Source organism: Dermatophilus congolensis, assembly GCF_900447215.1.
In the GTDB taxonomy this organism is placed as follows: domain Bacteria; phylum Actinomycetota; class Actinomycetes; order Actinomycetales; family Dermatophilaceae; genus Dermatophilus; species Dermatophilus congolensis_A.
Genome location: NZ_UFYA01000001.1, coordinates 2,079,162 through 2,097,233 on the forward strand (window position 1 = coordinate 2,079,162; position 18,072 = coordinate 2,097,233).

Sequence of the window (18,072 nt, forward strand, 5' to 3'; positions counted from 1 at the left end):
TTTGGAGTGGGTGCGGGCGTTAACGTCGGTTTTATGGACGTCTCATATCAGTCGTTGGATAGGTTTCAGGGGGGCTGTGTGGAGAGTTTCCGTTCGCGTTTCGCTGTTGTGATTAATCCGTCGAAGTTTCCTGGTGATCGCGGCGTTCGAGTGCGGGATCGGCTTACATCGGCAGCGGTGGAGTGGGGGTGGGGTGAGCCGATGTGGCTGGAGACGACGGTGGAGGATCCTGGGCGTGGGCAGGCTCGGTTCGCTGTTGAGGCTGGTGTTGAGGTGGTGTGTGCCTTAGGTGGGGATGGGACGGTGCGGTCGGTAGCGTCTGCGTTGGTTGGCACGGGGGTGCCGTTGGGGTTGTTAGCTGGGGGTACGGGGAATTTGTTGGCTCGTAATCTTGGTGTGCCGTGGGATTCGCCGGTGGAGGCGTTGAAGGTGGCGTTGATGGGGGCGGATCGCAAGGTTGATGCGGGCAAGGCGCGGTTGGAGTTGCTGCGTGATGAGCAGGCTACGCAAGGTCAGGCTCAGGTGGTGGAGGAGTTTTTTCTCATCATGGCAGGGGTGGGGTTTGATGCGTCGATGATCGCGGGTGCACCGGAGGAGTTGAAGGCGCAGATTGGTGCTGCGGCGTATGTGTGGTCTGGTCTACGTCACCTGTTTGGGGAGCGATTTGAGGTGAGGATGCGGACTGATGGTGGTGCTGCTGTTGCGCGGAAGGTGCGGACTGTGTTGTTCGCGAATGTTTCTGAGTTGCAGGGCGGGATCAGTCTTTTGCCTGCTGAGCCGGATGATGGCTTGTTGGATGCGCTTGTGTTGACTCCGAAGTCGTTGACGGGCTGGTTATCTGTGGCGACGCATGTTCTGACGCGGGGTCGGGCTGGTAGTGAGCGGGTGCATACGTCGCGGTTTCAGTCGATGCAGTTGCGTCTTCGGGCTCCGCAGCATATTCAGCTTGATGGTGACGCGATTGGTCTTACTCGGGCCCTTGATGTGAGTTCTTTGCCTGGGGCGTTAGTTGTTCGTGTTCGCGCGTAGGGGTGTCGGTTCTTCGGTAAAACTGTTGAGCTTTTCGCCGGCTACATATACATACTGAACACAGTTGCCCGAGTAAACATTTCATTACAAATCAGCAACAAACCTTTCGCGCACCGAATGGCCACCTGAGCTTAAGTGAGTATTCACTCAAGAAATATCCCGGAGATCAGAGTGAATACCTACAGCGCAGAAAAGAATTATAGAAATAATAACAGAAACAGCCCAATCAGGTTGGATATTCACGGTATCCTTAGCGCTTATTAGCCTCGCTCTGGACACTCTAGACTTTACGGTTTTAGGACGCATAGCATTCTTGTGTACTGCAGCCTGGACTACATACGTCACGTCATATGTAATCTGGTATCGCATTAAAAGATCCCTGAAGTCGGATATTATTTCATCGATACTTGCAGCGCTCTGCCCGCTCTATACACTGCTTCTTACTTTTTATCCTGCAGCCAAAAGTGAGCTTGCAGTAGCCGAGTAAAGAAAAGTAGAAACTCTGAACTTATCGACTCAGAAGCATTGCTTTGTGGAGTCGATAAGGCCAGAGTTTTTTATGTTGTGCTCGGGTTTGCGGGGCTTAGCGCAAGGTCAACTGACGGCTGAGCAAACCAGATCGGGCACGTCGTTCTTCGGGGGTCAACGGCGCATCAGATGCGAGTGCTTCGGTGTAACGAGCAGAGAACTCGGCGAGTGCTTTTTCGTATGCCTCTGCTCCCAGGGCGGGGTCGAGATCCCAGACGGGAATGAGCACGCCGTCGGCGCGGAAGGCGCCCAGGAGTCGGGTAGATGCTCCTTGTTCTGCTTGGAGGGTGTCGACGCTGGCCGCGTGGAGGCGGGCGAGGGCGTCGGTGGCGCGGTTTTCCTCGTCGGTGAGAATCAAGCGGATGAGGGCTCGATCGCCCATGAGTCCCCAGTAGGCGATGGCGTTCTTGGGGCAGGCATCTGCTGGCATACGCATGGTAGGGACCAGGGATGCGTTTGCTTCTTCAAGTTCAGCTTTGGCACGGGCATCCAGGGCGCTGACATCAGGTACCCAGTAGTCGAATCCGGCGCGTAGGTCGGCTGCGAAGGTGGTCGTGGGGCCAATGAGGCCTTGCAGTCGGGGCGTGTCGGCGTTGACCGGAGGCATATGTGTTACTGGCACGCCAGCTGGGGCGGCCAGGGCGGCGAGGATCGCAGCGGCAATATCTCGGGATGCGTCGCCACTGGCTCCGACGGACTGGATGGCGATGAGGCGTTCACCGTTGTCGCGGTGGAGTGCGGGCCATGCTCCGGGTAGGAGGGTGGTGATAGTGATGTTCAGGTCGGTTTCGCTGGGGTCGTGTCCGAGGGCGCTACGGATGGGTTCGCAGTCGCGCAGGGTGATACTGGCCAGGGCAGCGGGTAGGAGTTGGCGCATTGCCACCCAGTCGCTTTCGCCGGGCAGCCCCGTAAAGGGGCGTGCTATGAAGGGTGCCGCGGCCACGGTGGGGCGTGCGGCTTGTGCTTCTTTACGTGCGCGTCGTGCTGCCTTACCCATGGTGGTGACCCTACCGGGCGTGGCTGGGTGGATCGCTTTCTAGTGTTTGTGTTGTGGGTGGTACTGGCTGATGCTTCTCGCTGCGGCTGCGGAGCTGTCGCCAATGCCGTGTAAGCGGGGGTGATTCTTGCAGTTGGGTACGAGCAGTGCCGGGATGTCGCTGCCGGTAGCCGTGCTTGACCTGCCCACCAGCTGTACACCCCAGTAAACGAGCGATGCATCGTTCGTTCCTGTTTACCTACACCAGAGTTACAGTCGAGCTGCCATCGACATCAGGTGCGCTTACCTTGGTATGGGCGCGCTGACGAGAGGGGATCGCTATGAGCTCACTGGTCATGCCCGCAGCGTTTGTCGGGCACGGTTCCCCAATGAACGCGTTGGAGAGCAACCGGTACACGCAGGCGTGGAGGAAGTTCGGTGCTTCCGTCCCCCGCCCCCGAGCCGTTCTGGTCGTGAGTGCCCACTGGTACATCAACGCCACCGCAGTTACCGCGATGCCCCAGCCTCGAACAATCCACGACTTCTACGGGTTCCCGCAGGAGCTCTTTGATATCGACTATCCAGCACCCGGTCTGCCCGATCTTGCTGACGAGATAGCTGAGATTGCCAAGCCCACATGGGTCGGCGCAGACGAAGACAGTTGGGGCATCGACCACGGAACGTGGTCAGTGCTTGTTCACGCGTTCCCGGACGCTTCGATTCCTGTCGTACAACTCAGCATCGACGCCGGAAAACCCCTCGAATATCACGTCGATCTCGGCGCCAAGCTCGCTAGCTTGCGGAGCCGTGGTGTGCTCATCCTGACCAGTGGCAATGTCGTCCACAACTTGCGGGCTATTGACTGGGATGCACCGAATTCCGGTTTCGACTGGGCGCAACGTTTCGACGAGGCAGCCAAGAGCCTGCTGTTCGACCGTCCCGGTGAAATCGTCTCGTTGAGTAATCACCGTGACTACGGGAGCGCAGTGCCCACACCCGATCACTTCATTCCTCTGATGTATTTCGCGGGCCTTGCCGAGCGATCCGAGAAGATCGACGTCTCCGTACTCGTTGACGGTTACTCCTACGGGGCGCTTTCTATGGCGGCATACACACTGGGCATGCCGCCGGTCGAAGCATCTGATGGGCTCGGGGCTGCGCCCGTACCGGATCACGTGCCCGCCGAGGCAACAAACCTCTGAGTCAACGATCCGGCGAATGAACGCCTCCTACGGTGTGCACGCTCAGATCGGGCCGTCTACGTCGGTCTGCTTCACACCGTAAAGAACCCTTAAACGCTGAGAATCGATTATTTGCAGTTCACGGGGTACTTCTGGCGTTCACTGAACAGATCACGGATGAAATGTCCGGTCTAGTTGGCAGGTTCGCGGTGGCGGTTGAGTCGGGTCAGGAGTGCATCGAGCAGAACGTAAAGAACGGGAACGATAACCAGGGTTAAGAGGGTGGAGCTGAGTAGCCCTCCGATGACGACGAGGGCGAGGGGTTGGGAGATAAAGGCACCGCCGCCGGTAACGCTTGCGGCCATGGGGGCTAGGGCAAGGATGGTCGCTAGCGCGGTCATGATGATGGGGCGTAGTCGGTTGCGGGCGCCGGCGATGACGGCCTGGCGGACGGGCATTGCCTCGTTGCGGTGTTGGTTAACGCGATCGATGAGAACGATGGCGTTGGTGACAACGATGCCTACCAGCATGAGGATGCCGATAAAGGCGGGTACGCCTAGGGGGGTTCCGGTGAGCAGGAGGGCTAGAACGGCGCCGATGCCGGCGAAGGGGATGGAGATGAGGAGCATGAATGGTTGGGCGAGGCTGCCGAAGGTGGCGACCATAACGACGTAGGTAATGGCGATGGCTGCCAGGGTGGCTAGCCCGAGTTGGTTGAAGGCTTCGGCTTGGTCGGAGGCGGCGCCGCCGATGGTGGCGGTGGCTCCGGCGGGCAAGGTGGTGGTGTTCAGGGCGGTGCGGATGCGGTTTGTGAGTGCGCCGAGGTCGTTGTCGGCGGGGGTGACGGTGATGACGACGGCACGGTTGCCGTCGATGCGGTGGATGGATGCGGGGATTGTTTCGCGTTTGAGGTCGGCGACGTCTTCGACGTGGACGTCTTTGCCTTTGTGATCTTTTCCGATGACGAGGTTGGCGATGGCTGCCTGGTCGGTGGGGGCGGTGCCTTCGCGGATGATGAGGTCGTGTTCGGCGGCGCCTATTTCGATTTTGCCGATGGCGCGGCCTTTGACGGCGTCGGCGACGGCTTTGCCGATCTGGGCTTCATTGACGCTTTTAGCTAGAGCTTTACTGCGGTTGACGTCGATGTGGAGGCTGGGGACACGTTCGCCGAGGTCGCTGTGTGCTTGGGCGACGCCTTCGAGGTGGCGCACAGTGCTCAGGAGTCCTTCGGAGGCGGTGTGGAGGGTGTCGTCGTCGGGGCCTTGGATGTGGATTTCGACGTTTTGGGAGTTGGTGGGTCCTCCGGTGGTGCCGATGCGGATTTCGCCAATGTCGGTGAGGGTGTCGAGTTTGGCGCGGAGGGATGCGGTCAGGGTTTGGGAGTCGGTGCTTTCTTCGAGGGTGACTGCGTGTTGGGCGGTGCGGGCGCTGCCGCCGAGCATGCGTAGGCCAGAACCGCCGATGGTGAGCATGGTGGTTTTTACCCCGGGTGTGTTGGTGAGGGTTTTTTCGACGGTGGTCGCGGCGGTATTGACGGCTTCGTTGGTGGATCCGGCAGGCATGGTTTGGGTGATTTGGATGGAGTTTTGGGCGCCGGATCCGATGAATTGTGTTTTCAGTCCGGTGGCTCCTATTCCGGCGGTAACCAGGGCGAATAGGGCGATGAGCATGGTGATGATGGGGCGGCGTAGGGCTAGGTGGAGGGTGGGGATGTAGAGGCGTTCCATCCAGCCGTTTTCGTGGTTGTGCGCTTCGGTGGAGGTGGCGGGTGTGGTGCGGCTGCCGGTGAGCCAGCGGCGTCGGGGTGCGTTGGTGGGGCGAACGAACCAGTAGGCCAAGACGGGCACGATCGTCAGGGAGACCAGGAGTGAGGCGAGCATGGCGATGCCCACGGTGATGGCGAAGGGGCGGAAGAGTTCGCCTGCTTGTCCGCCGACGACACCGATGGGGAGGAACACGGCGACGGTGACGATGGTGGAGGCGGTGACGGCGCCGGCAACTTCGCGTACGGCAGTGGTGATCGCTTCGATGCGGGGTAGGCCGAGGTCGAGTTTTCGGGCGATGTTTTCGACGACGACGATGGAGTCATCGACCACGCGTCCGATGGCGATGGTTAGGGCGCCGAGGGTGAGGATATTGAGGGTGTTGTTGCTGGCTTTCAGGCCGATCATGGCGACCATGAGCGAGGCGGGGATGGAGACGGCGGTGACGAGGGTGAGGCGGATGGATAGGAGGAAGGTGAAGACGACTAGGACGGCCATGCCCAGTCCGAGGAGCCCTTCGTGGAGGAGGTCGTCGATGGATTGTTCGATGTAGGGGGCTTGGTCGAAGACGACGTTCATGCTGCCGTTAGGAATGCGGGTGCTGAGTTGGGGCAGTTTTTCGGTGATGGCGTGGGAGATGTCGACGGTGGAAGCGTCGGGTTTTTTGACGACGGAGAGGGCGATGCTGGGTTTGCCGTTGGTGCGGGCGATGCTGATGTTGTCGCTGGGGGTGAAGGCGATGGTGGCGATGTCGCCGAGTTGGGTGACGGTGGGGGCGGTTGGTGTTGGTTTGGCGGGGAATCCGCCGGGGATGGGGGGGAATTTACCGGGGATGGATGGGAATCCGCCAGGCAGGGTGGGTAAGGCTGTGGGGTATCCCGGGGGCAAGGTGGTGGGGAACCCGGTGGGCAGTGCTGTAGGTAGTCCAGTTGGTGGGGCGGTGGGGGTTGGTTGCGGTGCAGTGCTAGTGGGGGCAGGGGTGCTGGGGGCGGTGGTGTTGGTGGGTTCGGGTGTGGGGGTACTGGTGTTGGTGGGTGCTGCGGGGATGGGTGCTGCCGCTCCCCCACCGCCTCGTCCGGGGATAGGCATTGCGCCGGTGAGTGCTCCTGCTCCGGTGACATCAGAGACCGGCAGTTCGCGCAGTTGATCGAGGCTGGTGATTTTTCGGCCGACCTGCACGTTAAGTTCGGTTGCGCCTTGGGTGATGCTGCCGCCGGGGATGGTGACGCCGCTGGCTTGGAGGGCGGCGGTGACTGATGCGGTGGTCAGTCCGGCGTCTTTCATCTTGTTTTTGTTCAGGGAGATACTGACGTTTTGGACACCGATACCGCTGATGGTGACTGATCGGACTCCGGGGATGTCTTCGAGGGTGGGGATGACGTGGTCACGGAGGCGTTGGGCGAGGGCATCTGAGTGGAGGGCTCCGGAGGCCGAGAGTTGCATGATGGGGAAGTCGGCGATGCTGCCAGTAATGACGGTGGGGGTGCTGCCTTCGGGCAGGTTGGGTACGCCGAGGACGGCTCGTTGAATGCGGGCTTGGGTGTCGGGCAGGTTGGTGCCGTATTCGAGGGTGACCAGGATGCTGGAGGTGTTGTCGCCGGAGGTTGATTGGACTTTTTTGATGTTAGGTACGGCCAGGATGGCTGCTTCGAGGGGGCGGCTGACTTGTTCTTCGATGACATTGGAGCTGCTGCCAGAGACGGGGGTTAGGACAGCAACAACGGGCAACTCGAGAGAGGGAATGAGCTCGCGGCGCAGTGCCCCTGAGGCGAAGATGCCGCCGAGGAATACAAAGAGGGTGATGAGCGCAATGAGTGCACGGTTTTTGAGGCTGAATCGTGTGAGGGAGCTCACTGCGTGTCCCTTCGAGTGGGGGCATTCTGGGGGGCTGGGTGGGCGTGTTGTGCTGCCTGCCCGCGATACTTGGTTGAAGCCTACGAGTTTCTGGGTGACAGAACAGCGTTGCTGAGGTGCATGGCGCGGTGGCGTGCAGCTGACGTGCGTGGCCCGGGTTGGTTGTTGTCCTCGTATGAGTTGGAGGTGCGCTGTGAGTGGTGGCGTCGATGTGTTGCCGGTGTTCGGTCGAGTGCAGGGTGCGTGTGGAGTGGTGACGCTGAACCGGCCGCAGGCGATTAATGCGTTGAATGTGGAGATGGTGCGCCTGGTGACGGGGATGTTGCGGGTATGGGAGAGCGATGATCGGGTGGAGGTGGTGGTTTTGCGTGGTGCGGGTGAGCGGGGGTTTTGTGCTGGGGGTGATGTGCGTCGTCAGCGGGAATTGGCCTTGGCTGGCGGTACTAGCCGGTTGGATGCATTGGCTTTTTGGCAGGAAGAGTATGCGCTGGATGGGCTGGTGGCTTCGTATTCCAAGCCAGTGGTGGCGGTGATGGATGGAGTCACGATGGGTGGTGGTGTGGGGTTGTCTGGTTTTGCTGATGTGCGGGTGGTGACGTCCTCCTCGAAGGTGGCGATGCCGGAGTTGACGATCGGGTTTTTCCCTGATGTGGGGGCGAGTCGGTTGTTGGCGTCGGCGCCTGGGGAGTTAGGGACGCATCTGGCGTTGACGGGGCATGTGATGGATGCTGCGGATGCGATCGCGGTGGGGTTGGCGGATGTGTTTGTGGATACTTCGGTAGATGGTGGTGCGGTGGATGCGCTGGTAGAGCGTTTGGGTGATGGTCGTAGTGCTCTAGCGGGTGTGGTTGGGGATGATCCGGGGCCGTCGGCGTTGATGGAGTGTCGTCAGTGGGTGGATCGTTGTTATGCGGGTTCAGATCCGGTAGCGATTGTTCAGGCGCTGCGCAGTAGTGGTGTGGAGGCTGCCGGTGTTGCTGCGGATGTGATCGAATCGCGTTCTCCGTTGGCGGTGCATATTGCGTTGTGTGCACTTCGTGAAGCTGCAGCGATGTCCTCTCTAGAAGAGGTTCTTGCGCGGGATGCGGTGTTGGCCAGGTGGTTTACGGATTGTCCTGATTTTCATGAGGGTGTTCGTGCCCAGCTTGTTGATAAGGATCGTTCTCCGCGCTGGATGCATGGCTCCTTGAGTGAGGTGAGGCAGGCGGAGGTGGCGGCTGCTTTCGAGGCACACTAAAAAGGTGACGATCACTCCGGATTTTGAGGACGTCTATCGGAACGATCCTGACCCGTGGGATGTGGCTACGAGTTGGTATGAGCGGCGTCGGACGCAGCTGATTTTGGCAATGCTGCGTCAGGAGCGGTATGGGCTGGTGTGGGATGCGGCGTGTGGGACGGGGCATCTGGCCCGTGAGCTGATGGGGCGGGCGCAGCGTTTGGTGTGTACCGATATTGCTGGGCGGGCGTGTGCTTTGACTGCTGCGCAGGTGCAACAGGCTGATGCCTGTTCGACGGTGTGTGTGGTGGAGCGTTCTGGGTTACCACAGGCGCCTTCGGCGTTAGGTGGGCGGGTGCCTGATCTGGTGGTATTGAGTGAGGTTTTGTATTACTTAGATGCTGATGAGCGGGCTGCCACGTGGGAGATGTTGGATCGGTTGTGTGGCCCGTGCACCGATATCGTGGCTGTGCATTGGGCGCCGCGTCCTGAGGGCAGCCATCTTTCGGGCGCTGCGGTGCAGCGGGAGTTGAATGCTTTTTTGGGTCAGCGGGGCTGGTGGAGATTGGTAACGCATACCGATATGGAGTTTGTGGCGGTGCTGTGGTCGCAGGATGCGCCGCAGAGTATTGGCCGGTAGCGGGGTTTTTCCTTCTGGCTGATTGCATATACAGCTGGGAAATAGCTGGAAAACCGCTCTTAGCTGAAAAGTGTTTAAGGGCAGTGAATTAACCCATATTCCGCACAGTGAAATGAGTGTTAATGTTCAGCTCAACAGTTGGCATCCACCGATTCGTGGGGCTTGAAGTGTCGTTTCGGTGTACCAACATCCTGTTTTCCTTCCCCCGTTTTTCTGCCGTGGGCTCTCTGATCGAAATCATTTCGATAGTGAAACTATGCCGATCACCATGATCGAATAATTTGTATATACGCAGAATTCTTGTAGAAAGGTGCAGACGTCGTGTCTTCTCGCGCCATGAAAGTATCTATTGCCGCCGTTTTGGCCACTGGCTCTTTCCTCGCCGCAAGCCCGGTTCACGCCGCGCCCACCTCTCCTGGCAACCCTGCCTCACAGCGCCCGGTGTACGCCATCGCTCACCGCGTGCTCACCGTTAAAGGCGTCGATGATGCGGTCAAGCTCGGAGCTAACGCCATCGAGATTGACCTGACGGCCCGTAAATCTGGATGGTCTGCTAACCACGACGGCCTCCCCACGAGCGCAGGAGACTCTGCCGAAACGATGTTCAAACACATCGCTGCCAAGAAAAAGGCAGGCAGCAACATCTCTTTCATCTGGCTGGACATCAAGAACCCCGATTACTGCAAGTCCGGCGAAGCCGGCTCCAAGTGCTCCATCGACCACTTGCGCGACCTTGCCCGCAACACCTTCGAAAAAGAGGGCGTGCGCGCCCTATACGGGTTCTACAAGACTGCTGGTGCTTCGGCATGGAACACCATCACTCACGACTTAAACGACAAAGAAGCCGTGGCGCTCAGTGGACCTACTGAGACGGTTTTGTCTGACTACAACAAGTCGAAGAAGCCCGTACCGGTTAACAAGCGAGTCGCGGACTACGGCTTCTTCGACCTGCGCCTTGGCTTCGGCTCATGCACCGGAACAGCAAAGAAAACCTGTGATCAGCTCCGCCTGTCTAGCGAGGCCAGAGACAAGGGCAAGCTCGGGAAAGTGTTCGGCTGGACAGTTACCGGAAAGCAGAAGGACATCGTTTCGGATCTGCTAGGTAAGGCACACGTCGATGGTTTGATCGCTGGTTTCAAAGCCACGCACTTCTATGAGCACCCCGACTCCAAAGCGTCGTTGAAGAACATCCAGGACTGGGTAGCTGCACACCCGCAGACGCACCGGATGGCAACCGCGAACGACAAGCCGTGGTGATGTAGAGGCTACTCAAGCCTGTTCCTTCTTGCCGCGTCACTAGAACTAGTTGTTCTAGTGACGCGGTTTTTGTTTTCAGCATCTGCGCGCGGCAACTGCCGATGCGGCGTGGTGATTGTTTGCGCATGAACGCGTAGCGCATGTTTTCCACCCCTAAGGAGGGGCCTCATTACCACAGTTTGCGTCTATTTGACTCAATCCAGAGCATCTGTCGCCCAACACACCTCAATTGGTCGTGTATACAGATACATGTGACCCGCCATACGGGTTTCACACAGCTTCGGGGGCGAAGACGTCGACCTTACGTCGTCTTCGGAACATCCGGGAAGAGGAATACGAATGCCGGCCAGCACCAGCGGTCATCTTTTCTTGAGTCCGCACGATCTCGCACAACGCGTACCGTGCCGCATCTGCGCTGCCGAAATCGGAGCCCCCTGCACCGACGACGGCGCCCTTCGTGAGGACCCTCACCACTCCCGCTGGATCATGTACCAGCGATCCATCCGCGAGCGCCCTTTCACCGCCACCATTCGCAGCACCGGAGATGGGTTCACCGAAGACGAAGTCGTCATTGTGGTGACCAGTCTTGAAGGGGGTCATTTGGAGGTCCTCAGTGAGCCTCCTTCTGGAGTAACTCGTCCTAGTCAGATTCCTGCGCGCCGTGTGCGCTTCCAGGCTTTCGTTGATGACTCTCGTGCGCGCAGCGCGCTACGTCACGCTGCGCGCCGTCCTCGCATCCGTCACACTCTCTAGATCGCTTTTTCTTCTCGGTGGCAGCAGTCAGTTTTCTGCGTGTGAGTCTGCTTTGTCTCCGTCAAGAACTGGCGTGCCTACCCCAGCAGCGGTCATGCCTATAGAAAGTGCGGCTATTGCTACCCCGGCTGTGGACCATAGGGGGCCGCCAACTACGAAAATCATCACCATGGCGGCTAGCACCGGAACTAGGTAGCGCATTGTCCACACCATGTAGCCTCCGAAGGAGGGCATGCACACCTGCCGTGATTCGGCAACTGACTTCACCATGAAGTTTGGTCCGTTTCCGATGTATGTGATCGCGCCGCAAAACACTGATCCGAGGCTGATCGCCACGAGGTATGGCTCGGGTACTCCTGCGATTCGCAGGTCTCCTGGCAGTTGTGCAGCCATGCTGAAGAACGTGGCATATGTGGGTGCGTTGTCCAATACAGAGGAGAGCCCACCGGAGAAAACGAAGAATGTCACTTCGTTTAGCGGTAGTTTCGGCGCCACTGCTTCCAGGTAGCGCAGGGCAGGCATCATTGTCAGGAAGATCCCTATGAACAAGGCCGCAACTTCGGCTATAGGGCTCCAGGAGAAGCTGTTCTGTTCGTATCTGGTTTCACGGCTGGTGGTGCGCAGTGAGGCGAGTGCAGCGACTGCGAAAATCAGTTCACGTAACGGCAGCCACTGCAGTGGTTCTGTGTGTCCAACTTCGATTGCGTGGATGTCTACTGACGGTGCCACTGCCACTGCCGCGATCACTAAGGCAAACCATGCGAAGTTCACGGCGCCGTCGATGCGTAGTGGTGTTTTCTCTGTTTCGTCGCGGGCTAGATCGGCAGCGGATTCACGGTGGTGCAAGCGACGGTCTAGTAAGAAGTAGGTCCCTAGCAGCATCGCGTTGACGAATAGCCATTCCACGATCAGATGGAATGTCCAGGTGAATGGCACTCCCCGCAGGAAGCCAAGGAATAGTGGTGGGTCGCCCAGTGGGGTGAGCACACCGCCACAGTTGGCCACCACAAGAATGGTGAATACCACTGTGTGTGCACGAAATCGCCGTTCACGGTTGGTGTTGAGGATAGGGCGGATGAGCAGCATCGCAGCTCCGGTGGTGCCGATGAAGCTGGCGAGCAAACCGCCGACAGCCAGGAAAGCGGTGTTGGTTGCTGGTCTGGCGGCAAGATCACCGCGTAGGTAGATACCGCCAGAGACCACGAATAGCGCCAGTAACAGCATGATGAACTGGATGTACTCGATACCTGTGGCAAGTACCTGCATCCCTGAACCTGCCAGGATGAACCACACAGCAACTGGCATTCCGAGCAGCAAAGACAGCACTAGTTGATTTCGTGGGTTTTCCCATATGTGTGCTGCGGCTGGCACCAGAGGGAACACCGCAATGCTGAGCAACATGAGGGCAAAAGGGATCAGGCCCCACCATTGAACGATCACTCGACTCACTGTATGACGCTGCGGTGCCCTAACGTCTTAAGTGTGAGCCGTTCAACGCCCGATCAGCAGCCGCCAGAGCGCGCACCCTATGAACCGATGACCTCGATGTTCACGCGCCCAGATTTCTCTGTTCCTCACTCCCCCAAGGAGTCTGACAAGCTGCGGGACTCTGTGCCAGAAGAGATGGAAAACACACCTACGACTTTGTGGCCCCAGGGAACAAAGTTTGGTCGAGCAGATCGGATCTGCTTGGGACTGATCATTGGTGTCACCGTGTTCGGGTTGATCATGATGCCAGCACGGCCAGTGATTTTGACCTGGTCTCCGCTGGTGATTGTCGCCTTAACTGGATCTCGCACCGGGCTTGTTGCGTGTGGCGCGTTGGCATCGACTGGGCAGGCCGGGATGCCCACTCCCCTGGCGATTGCGCTTCCCTTGGTGATCGGTGTGATCAGTATGGTGAAGTTCACGCCTATCTATTGGTGGGCGGGTAAATTGTGGGGTGACTGGTTCATCACAGCGTTGGCTGGCCAGACAGAGCGTCAACAAAAACGTGCCGCTCGCGCGGAGTCCTTGGCACGCAGGTACATGATTCCGGCGATTGGTTTGACCTACGTTCCCTTCGTCCCGATCCCGGCAGCAATTATTCACGCCGTATTGGGGGCATCAGGCACCTCATTGAAGAAGTTCTTGAGCGTGAACTTGGTCTTCGCGGCGGTTGTGCAGTCGATCTACTTCGCTATGGGCTGGTACATCGGCGAACCTGCCGTGGCATTGCTCGATGAACTAGCTAAATACTCGCTGTGGCTGGCGCTGGGCATTTTCGTTTTCATCATGATTGGGTCGTTCCGGACAGCAGCTCGGACAGAGAAAGAACGGCAAAACCGCCGCGGCGGGAACGCTACTCGCGCAGCACATGACGATCAGCCCTGATCGAGATGCTTGCCCTGTCGGCGAGGTGGGATGTGAAGGCGTGAAAGAAAAAGAAGTATGTATCGGCCATGCAAGCCACGATGCCCGCAACAGTGGGTGGCATTGCGTTCGAGCGCGCCTGACTGTTTCGTTCTTGCTGGCTCTCGTGATCCCGCTGCTAGCACTACTGGGGTTGGCCAGTGTGATGGTGCAGCGCTCACTGGACCGTGAGTTCGGTGGCCGTCTGCTGGAAAACAGCAAGCTTATCGCCGCTCAGTTAGTTCTCGGTGGCCCAGATGCACTAGATATCGAGCAGCTGGGCCCCGACATGCACCGAGTGACCTTGCGGGTAACCGATGAGCGAGGGCGGGTCGTGATCGCTCATCCCTCACAAGCGCAAGCTCCGATTGCCCCCACACAGGTGCCTTTCACACGACGCCCTGTGCTGGAAGGCACAAACATGTTGCCGTGGGGCCCGCAAATGCAGTTGATGTATTCAACTCACGATGTACGCCACGGCAAGCACATCTACCGCATCTCGCTGTCTATCCCTCTTGCTGGTCAAGTCGCGGCAGTACGGGTGTTCACAGAGGTCTCTTTGGCGGTATTGCCCATGCTGCTTCTCGGTGCAGGTGTGGTGGTATGGCTAGCGACGGGGCGGGCTTTGAAACCTGTTGAAGAGATGCGGCTAGCCGCCGAGCGAATTAGCGCCCAAAACCTCACTGCGCGGCTGCCGGTAGCGCCTCATGACGATGAAGTAACCCGCTTAGCAAACACACTCAACGACATGTTGAGTCGCCTTGAGAAGGGCCGCGATCGTCAACGCCAATTCGTTTCCGACGCGAGCCACGAACTACGTTCACCGCTGACGAACCTGCAAGCCTCGATCCAGCTGGGGCAAGCAGCTGGCAGCGCTCAACGGTGGAATGAATTAGCTCCCATTATGGAAGCTGAGTCAGCTCGGCTGGCGCACCTGGTCGATGACCTTCTTACTCTCTCGCGCAGCGATGAGCGCGGAGGCATGCAGCTGGAGTTTGAGGACGTCGACCTCGACGATGTGGCTTACGGAGAAGTGATAGCGCTGCGTTCGGCTGGCAAAGTGGACGTGGTGTATGACTTAGTTCCCGCGCGCGTAACTGGCGCCCAGGACGCTTTGGCCCGAGCAGTGCGCAACCTGTCCACAAACGCTACTCGCGCCGCGAAATCTCGCGTGCGTATCTCAACCTCCATTGATGGCCAGTGGGCACTGTTGGCGGTCGAAGACGATGGCCAAGGGGTACCCGAAAGCGAACGCGAACGAATATTCGACCGATTTGTGCGATTGGATGAGGCACGGCATCGAGACGCTGGCGGCTCAGGGCTAGGGTTGCCAATCGTCTCGGAAATAATCCGAGCTCATTCGGGCACAGTGAAAGTGGACTCCTCGCCTTCGCTAGGAGGAGCCAGATTCACTCTCCGGATTCCGTTGCAGACGTAAGAAGAATTCGTCTCAGACGAGGTCGTTGACGAGTCGATAGCCGGCGCCGCGAATGGTCTCGAAAGATGCACGCCCAAAGGCGGTGTCGAGTTTCTTGCGCAGGTAGCCGACGTACACCTCAACGATGTTCACGTCGCCAGTGAACTCCGCATCCCACACACCTCCGAGAATCTGCTTTTTGGTGAGGAGTTGTCCTGGGTGGCGCATAAAGAATTCCAGGACTGCGAACTCTTTGGCGGTGAGCCGAACCTCTTTATCGCCGCGGTAAACACGGTGCGTCGAGGGGTCCAAGGAAAGGTCACCAAGCATGAGCGTGGCCGGACGAGCAGGAGCGCCTCGCCGAACAAGTGCACGCAAACGAGCCAGCAGCACAACCACGTCAAATGGTTTGGTGAGGTAGTCGTCAGCACCTAAATCGAAGGCATCCGCCTCGTCATAGGGACCATCCTTAGCAGTAAGCATCAACACCGGGGTCCAATTTCCCCGTTCACGCAGCTTCTCAACGATCCGATAGCCAGACAGCCCGGGCAGCATGATGTCGAGGATGACAACGTCATACCCCGTACCGGACGCGGCGGCTAAACCGGCGTGCCCTTCATGCTCCATATCGACCGCAAATCCTTGGTCGGTCAACGCTGTCGAGATGAGACCTGCCATAGCCAGGTCGTCTTCGACGACGAGTACACGCACCCCGTCCTCCTTCACACCATGCCGTGGCCGCGGACAGCGGGCACGCGCAAGCACACATATTGGCACTACCACACCCGCAGCGGCGGATTCGGTGGCGATTCGCATGCGCGGCAGGATCATTCCTAACTTGCCGTGGGCATGCGTTCACATTCGGCGCGGGTCTCCGTCCACCTAGTCCTGCGATACACGCTGGGCAGGAGACCCCTGTATTCAGGACGTCCGAGCATCCCATTACGTTCCCAGGAAAACAAAAAGAAATTCAGTGGGTACAGCACTGACTGCTTCACGCGGTAGACCGCCCTGCAGTCGAGGCATGCGTTGGCCAACCAAAATGCCCACTAAATAACGATGGACAGCCACTGATATCTGTTCCACGATCGCGTGGCGTGATCAGACAACTGCGAAGAACCGTGCCTAGCATGGGCCGTATGCGATCCCGTGCTCTGTGCTCCGGTGCTGCCGCTCTTGTGCTCATCTTTAGCGCGACAGCGTGTGCTGGGATCGCGCCTGCACGACCGCAAACAGCGGCTTCGCCTCCCCCAGCGAACAATGCAGATAAAGCTCCTGTTGGAGAGCCCACCAAAAACACCCCCGCAGCGTTCGGGCAAAAAGCCACGTGGAACGGGATCGACGTCACTCTTTCGCAGCCTGCAGCTTTCACCCCTTCAGGAATGGCTTCCTACCCCAAAGGAAGTAAACAGTTCGTCTCCGTGGACTACACACTGACGAATACGAGCGACAAGCCGCTAGAAACCATGTATTTCCGCACCGCGACTGATCCGAACGGAGAAACAGGAACAGTTGCCGACAGCGCCAACGGCATTGGTAGCCCAACCACCGCGATTGAACCGGGACAAAGCCTCTCTTGGAAAGAGGCCTACCCAATGAACGAAACCCTCAAACTGAAACTGACGTGGCAACCCCCTGGTGTGCAACCACACAGCGAAACCCTCAACCTCGATAAATATCCCGGCCCCAAACCAGCAGCCACTCCTGCTCCACCAGCCCCCCCGGCCCCGGGCAAGCCACCCGCTGCCGTTCCTGGTAAGGCACCTGAGCCAGGCAAAGCTCCTGATGCGCCCGCTGCGCCCAAAGCCCCTAATGCTGGCGCAGACAAAATCACTAACCCCATCAAAAAACAGCCTCCCGCGCCTGGACCGGCTCCAGTACCGATCCAGGCAACCGCATCAGCTAACACTGCTCCCAAAGGCTGAACGGCTCAGCATCACGACGGGACAAGGAGGTTCCGATGAGGCAAGCAACCCAGACTCAGCCTGAGAGCGAGCGCATTTTTCCGGTGTTTTTCACTGCCGGGTTGACCTGGTCAGTTCTTGTTTTTCTCGGCTTAACCTCAATTGGGGTAACTCTTCTGACGAGCACCCTTCTCAGCTCTTTCGTATACACACTCGGGGTGGCGGCATCACTCGTGGTGCACCTTGACACTGATCCGTACACGTAATCACCACGACTATTCTTCTATGTGGAATCTTTCTCTCTTAACTCCACAGCTCGTTTCAAAATCACTGTGCCAATGTGTGAGCGTCTTTTCTTCCCTCCGCGTTGACCACACGTTCACGCCACTGATGCCGTGTCGTACGCCAGAGAACACCCCCTTCTCACCTAACTCCCCTACTTCTTTGTTTGAAGAGTCCTAGGAAGGACAGCACGCATGAATGCACGGGCAATCGCCGCAGCCTTCGCGCTCACCCTCTCTTTCAGCACCCTGGCAGCCTGCCAAGGAAACAACTCCTCCTACGGACGCATCCCACAAAACCCAGCCGGCTCACCAAAACCATCCACCCAAGTTGCTCCGCCCTCCTCTACACAGACCATGCCCAGCTCGCATGCCTACCCCACCAACGGCGGCCCCGCTCCCTCCGGCATCGCCACCGCCTCAAGCGCCCGATACAAAGTCGGCGACACCGTCAAACTCAACGCCGATCACCTACCCAGCATGAAAGGAGCAACCGCAACGATTAAAGGCGCCTACAAAACCACCGCCTACGAAGTTGACTTCACTCCCTCCAACGGGCGCACCCCCATACACGAACACAAGTGGGTCGTCCATGAAGAACTCAAAAACCCCGGTGCAGCGCCACTGGCCAAAGGCACATCAATCACCATCAACACCGAGCACTTGCCTGGCATGAAGGGAGCCAAAGGCTCCGTCGATGAAGCCAAAAACACCACCGTTTACATGGTCGACTACCAAGGCCCGGACGGCACAAAATTCACCAACCACAAATGGGTCATCGAAGAAGAGATCACGCCAGCCAAATAAACCCGCGACAACACCATGTGTGCCTGCCCCCAGCACCACGCCCGGGCAGGCACACACCAAAGACCAGTTACCTAA

At 58.5% G+C, this 18,072-nt stretch carries 14 protein-coding genes; 10 read left to right on the forward strand and 4 right to left on the reverse strand.

Annotated features, from left to right (window positions below; translation table 11 throughout):
- Positions 1–78 precede the first annotated feature (78 nt).
- Positions 79–1,029 carry a diacylglycerol/lipid kinase family protein gene (locus DXZ77_RS09120; RefSeq protein ID WP_258553244.1) on the forward strand — a complete coding sequence of 317 codons (951 nt, stop codon included), beginning with the start codon at positions 79–81 and terminating at the stop codon, positions 1,027–1,029.
- 583 nt (positions 1,030–1,612) lie between these two features.
- Here the strand turns inward: DXZ77_RS09120 and DXZ77_RS09125 are convergent.
- The gene (locus DXZ77_RS09125; protein WP_115031585.1) at positions 1,613–2,554 is read right to left on the reverse strand and encodes a DUF5926 family protein; all 942 of its coding nucleotides are present in this window, start codon (positions 2,552–2,554) and stop codon (positions 1,613–1,615) included.
- A gap of 320 nt (positions 2,555–2,874) precedes the next feature.
- Here DXZ77_RS09125 and ygiD point away from each other — a divergent pair, with 320 nt between their 5' ends.
- The gene (ygiD, locus tag DXZ77_RS09130) at positions 2,875–3,735 is read left to right on the forward strand and encodes a 4,5-DOPA-extradiol-dioxygenase (RefSeq protein ID WP_220181626.1); all 861 of its coding nucleotides are present in this window, start codon (positions 2,875–2,877) and stop codon (positions 3,733–3,735) included.
- A gap of 170 nt (positions 3,736–3,905) precedes the next feature.
- On the opposite strand, the gene DXZ77_RS09135 is transcribed toward ygiD, so the two are convergent.
- Positions 3,906–7,331, reverse strand: a complete 3,426-nt coding sequence (locus DXZ77_RS09135; protein ID WP_115031587.1) for an efflux RND transporter permease subunit — start codon at positions 7,329–7,331, stop codon at positions 3,906–3,908.
- A gap of 193 nt (positions 7,332–7,524) precedes the next feature.
- On the opposite strand from DXZ77_RS09135, the gene DXZ77_RS09140 reads away from it, so the two are divergent.
- From DXZ77_RS09140 to DXZ77_RS11860, 4 genes are all read left to right on the forward strand, one after another.
- Positions 7,525–8,568, forward strand: a complete 1,044-nt coding sequence (locus DXZ77_RS09140) for an enoyl-CoA hydratase/isomerase family protein (protein WP_258553245.1) — start codon at positions 7,525–7,527, stop codon at positions 8,566–8,568.
- Positions 8,569–8,572: 4 nt separating this feature from the next.
- Positions 8,573–9,187, forward strand: a complete 615-nt coding sequence (locus DXZ77_RS09145; RefSeq protein ID WP_181816093.1) for an SAM-dependent methyltransferase — start codon at positions 8,573–8,575, stop codon at positions 9,185–9,187.
- 321 nt (positions 9,188–9,508) lie between these two features.
- Positions 9,509–10,444 carry a PI-PLC domain-containing protein gene (locus DXZ77_RS09150; protein ID WP_258553246.1) on the forward strand — a complete coding sequence of 312 codons (936 nt, stop codon included), beginning with the start codon at positions 9,509–9,511 and terminating at the stop codon, positions 10,442–10,444.
- Between the two features lie 339 nt (positions 10,445–10,783).
- Positions 10,784–11,197 (forward strand): zinc finger domain-containing protein, encoded by a 414-nt coding sequence (locus tag DXZ77_RS11860; RefSeq protein ID WP_147279252.1) that lies wholly within the window; start codon positions 10,784–10,786, stop codon positions 11,195–11,197.
- Positions 11,198–11,224: 27 nt separating this feature from the next.
- Here the strand turns inward: DXZ77_RS11860 and DXZ77_RS09160 are convergent, their stop codons facing one another.
- Positions 11,225–12,637, reverse strand: a complete 1,413-nt coding sequence (locus tag DXZ77_RS09160; RefSeq protein WP_115031597.1) for a sodium:proton antiporter — start codon at positions 12,635–12,637, stop codon at positions 11,225–11,227.
- Positions 12,638–12,733: 96 nt separating this feature from the next.
- Between DXZ77_RS09160 and DXZ77_RS09165 the strand changes: the two genes are divergently transcribed.
- Positions 12,734–13,570 (forward strand): DedA family protein, encoded by an 837-nt coding sequence (locus tag DXZ77_RS09165; protein WP_115031599.1) that lies wholly within the window; start codon positions 12,734–12,736, stop codon positions 13,568–13,570.
- A complete protein-coding gene (locus DXZ77_RS09170; RefSeq protein WP_115031600.1) occupies positions 13,554–15,026 on the forward strand; it encodes a sensor histidine kinase in 1,473 nt (490 codons plus the stop codon). Before DXZ77_RS09165 ends, DXZ77_RS09170 begins: the two co-directional genes overlap by 17 nt.
- A 12-nt stretch (positions 15,027–15,038) precedes the next feature.
- Here DXZ77_RS09170 and DXZ77_RS09175 read toward each other — a convergent pair whose 3' ends face one another.
- Positions 15,039–15,716 (reverse strand): response regulator transcription factor, encoded by a 678-nt coding sequence (locus tag DXZ77_RS09175; RefSeq protein WP_115031602.1) that lies wholly within the window; start codon positions 15,714–15,716, stop codon positions 15,039–15,041.
- A gap of 428 nt (positions 15,717–16,144) precedes the next feature.
- Here DXZ77_RS09175 and DXZ77_RS12085 point away from each other — a divergent pair, with 428 nt between their 5' ends.
- Both DXZ77_RS12085 and DXZ77_RS09190 read left to right on the forward strand, forming a co-directional pair.
- Entirely contained in the window at positions 16,145–16,930 is a 786-nt protein-coding gene (locus DXZ77_RS12085; protein ID WP_181816094.1) for a hypothetical protein, read from the forward strand.
- 455 nt (positions 16,931–17,385) lie between these two features.
- Positions 17,386–17,997, forward strand: a complete 612-nt coding sequence (locus DXZ77_RS09190; RefSeq protein WP_258553247.1) for a YdhK family protein — start codon at positions 17,386–17,388, stop codon at positions 17,995–17,997.
- Positions 17,998–18,072 lie beyond the last annotated feature (75 nt).

Excerpts from the sequence above, each read along its gene's own strand:
- ygiD (WP_220181626.1), top strand. The coding sequence starts at position 2,875 with ATGAGCTCACTGGTCATGCCCGCAGCGTTTGTCGGGCACGGTTCCCCA.
- DXZ77_RS09165 (WP_115031599.1), top strand. The coding sequence starts at position 12,734 with ATGACCTCGATGTTCACGCGCCCAGATTTCTCTGTTCCTCACTCCCCC.
- DXZ77_RS09170 (WP_115031600.1), top strand. The coding sequence starts at position 13,554 with ATGACGATCAGCCCTGATCGAGATGCTTGCCCTGTCGGCGAGGTGGGA.
- DXZ77_RS12085 (WP_181816094.1), top strand. The coding sequence starts at position 16,145 with ATGCGATCCCGTGCTCTGTGCTCCGGTGCTGCCGCTCTTGTGCTCATC.
- DXZ77_RS09125 (WP_115031585.1), bottom strand. The coding sequence starts at position 2,554 with ATGGGTAAGGCAGCACGACGCGCACGTAAAGAAGCACAAGCCGCACGC.
- DXZ77_RS11860 (WP_147279252.1), top strand. The coding sequence starts at position 10,784 with ATGCCGGCCAGCACCAGCGGTCATCTTTTCTTGAGTCCGCACGATCTC.
- DXZ77_RS09190 (WP_258553247.1), top strand. The coding sequence starts at position 17,386 with ATGAATGCACGGGCAATCGCCGCAGCCTTCGCGCTCACCCTCTCTTTC.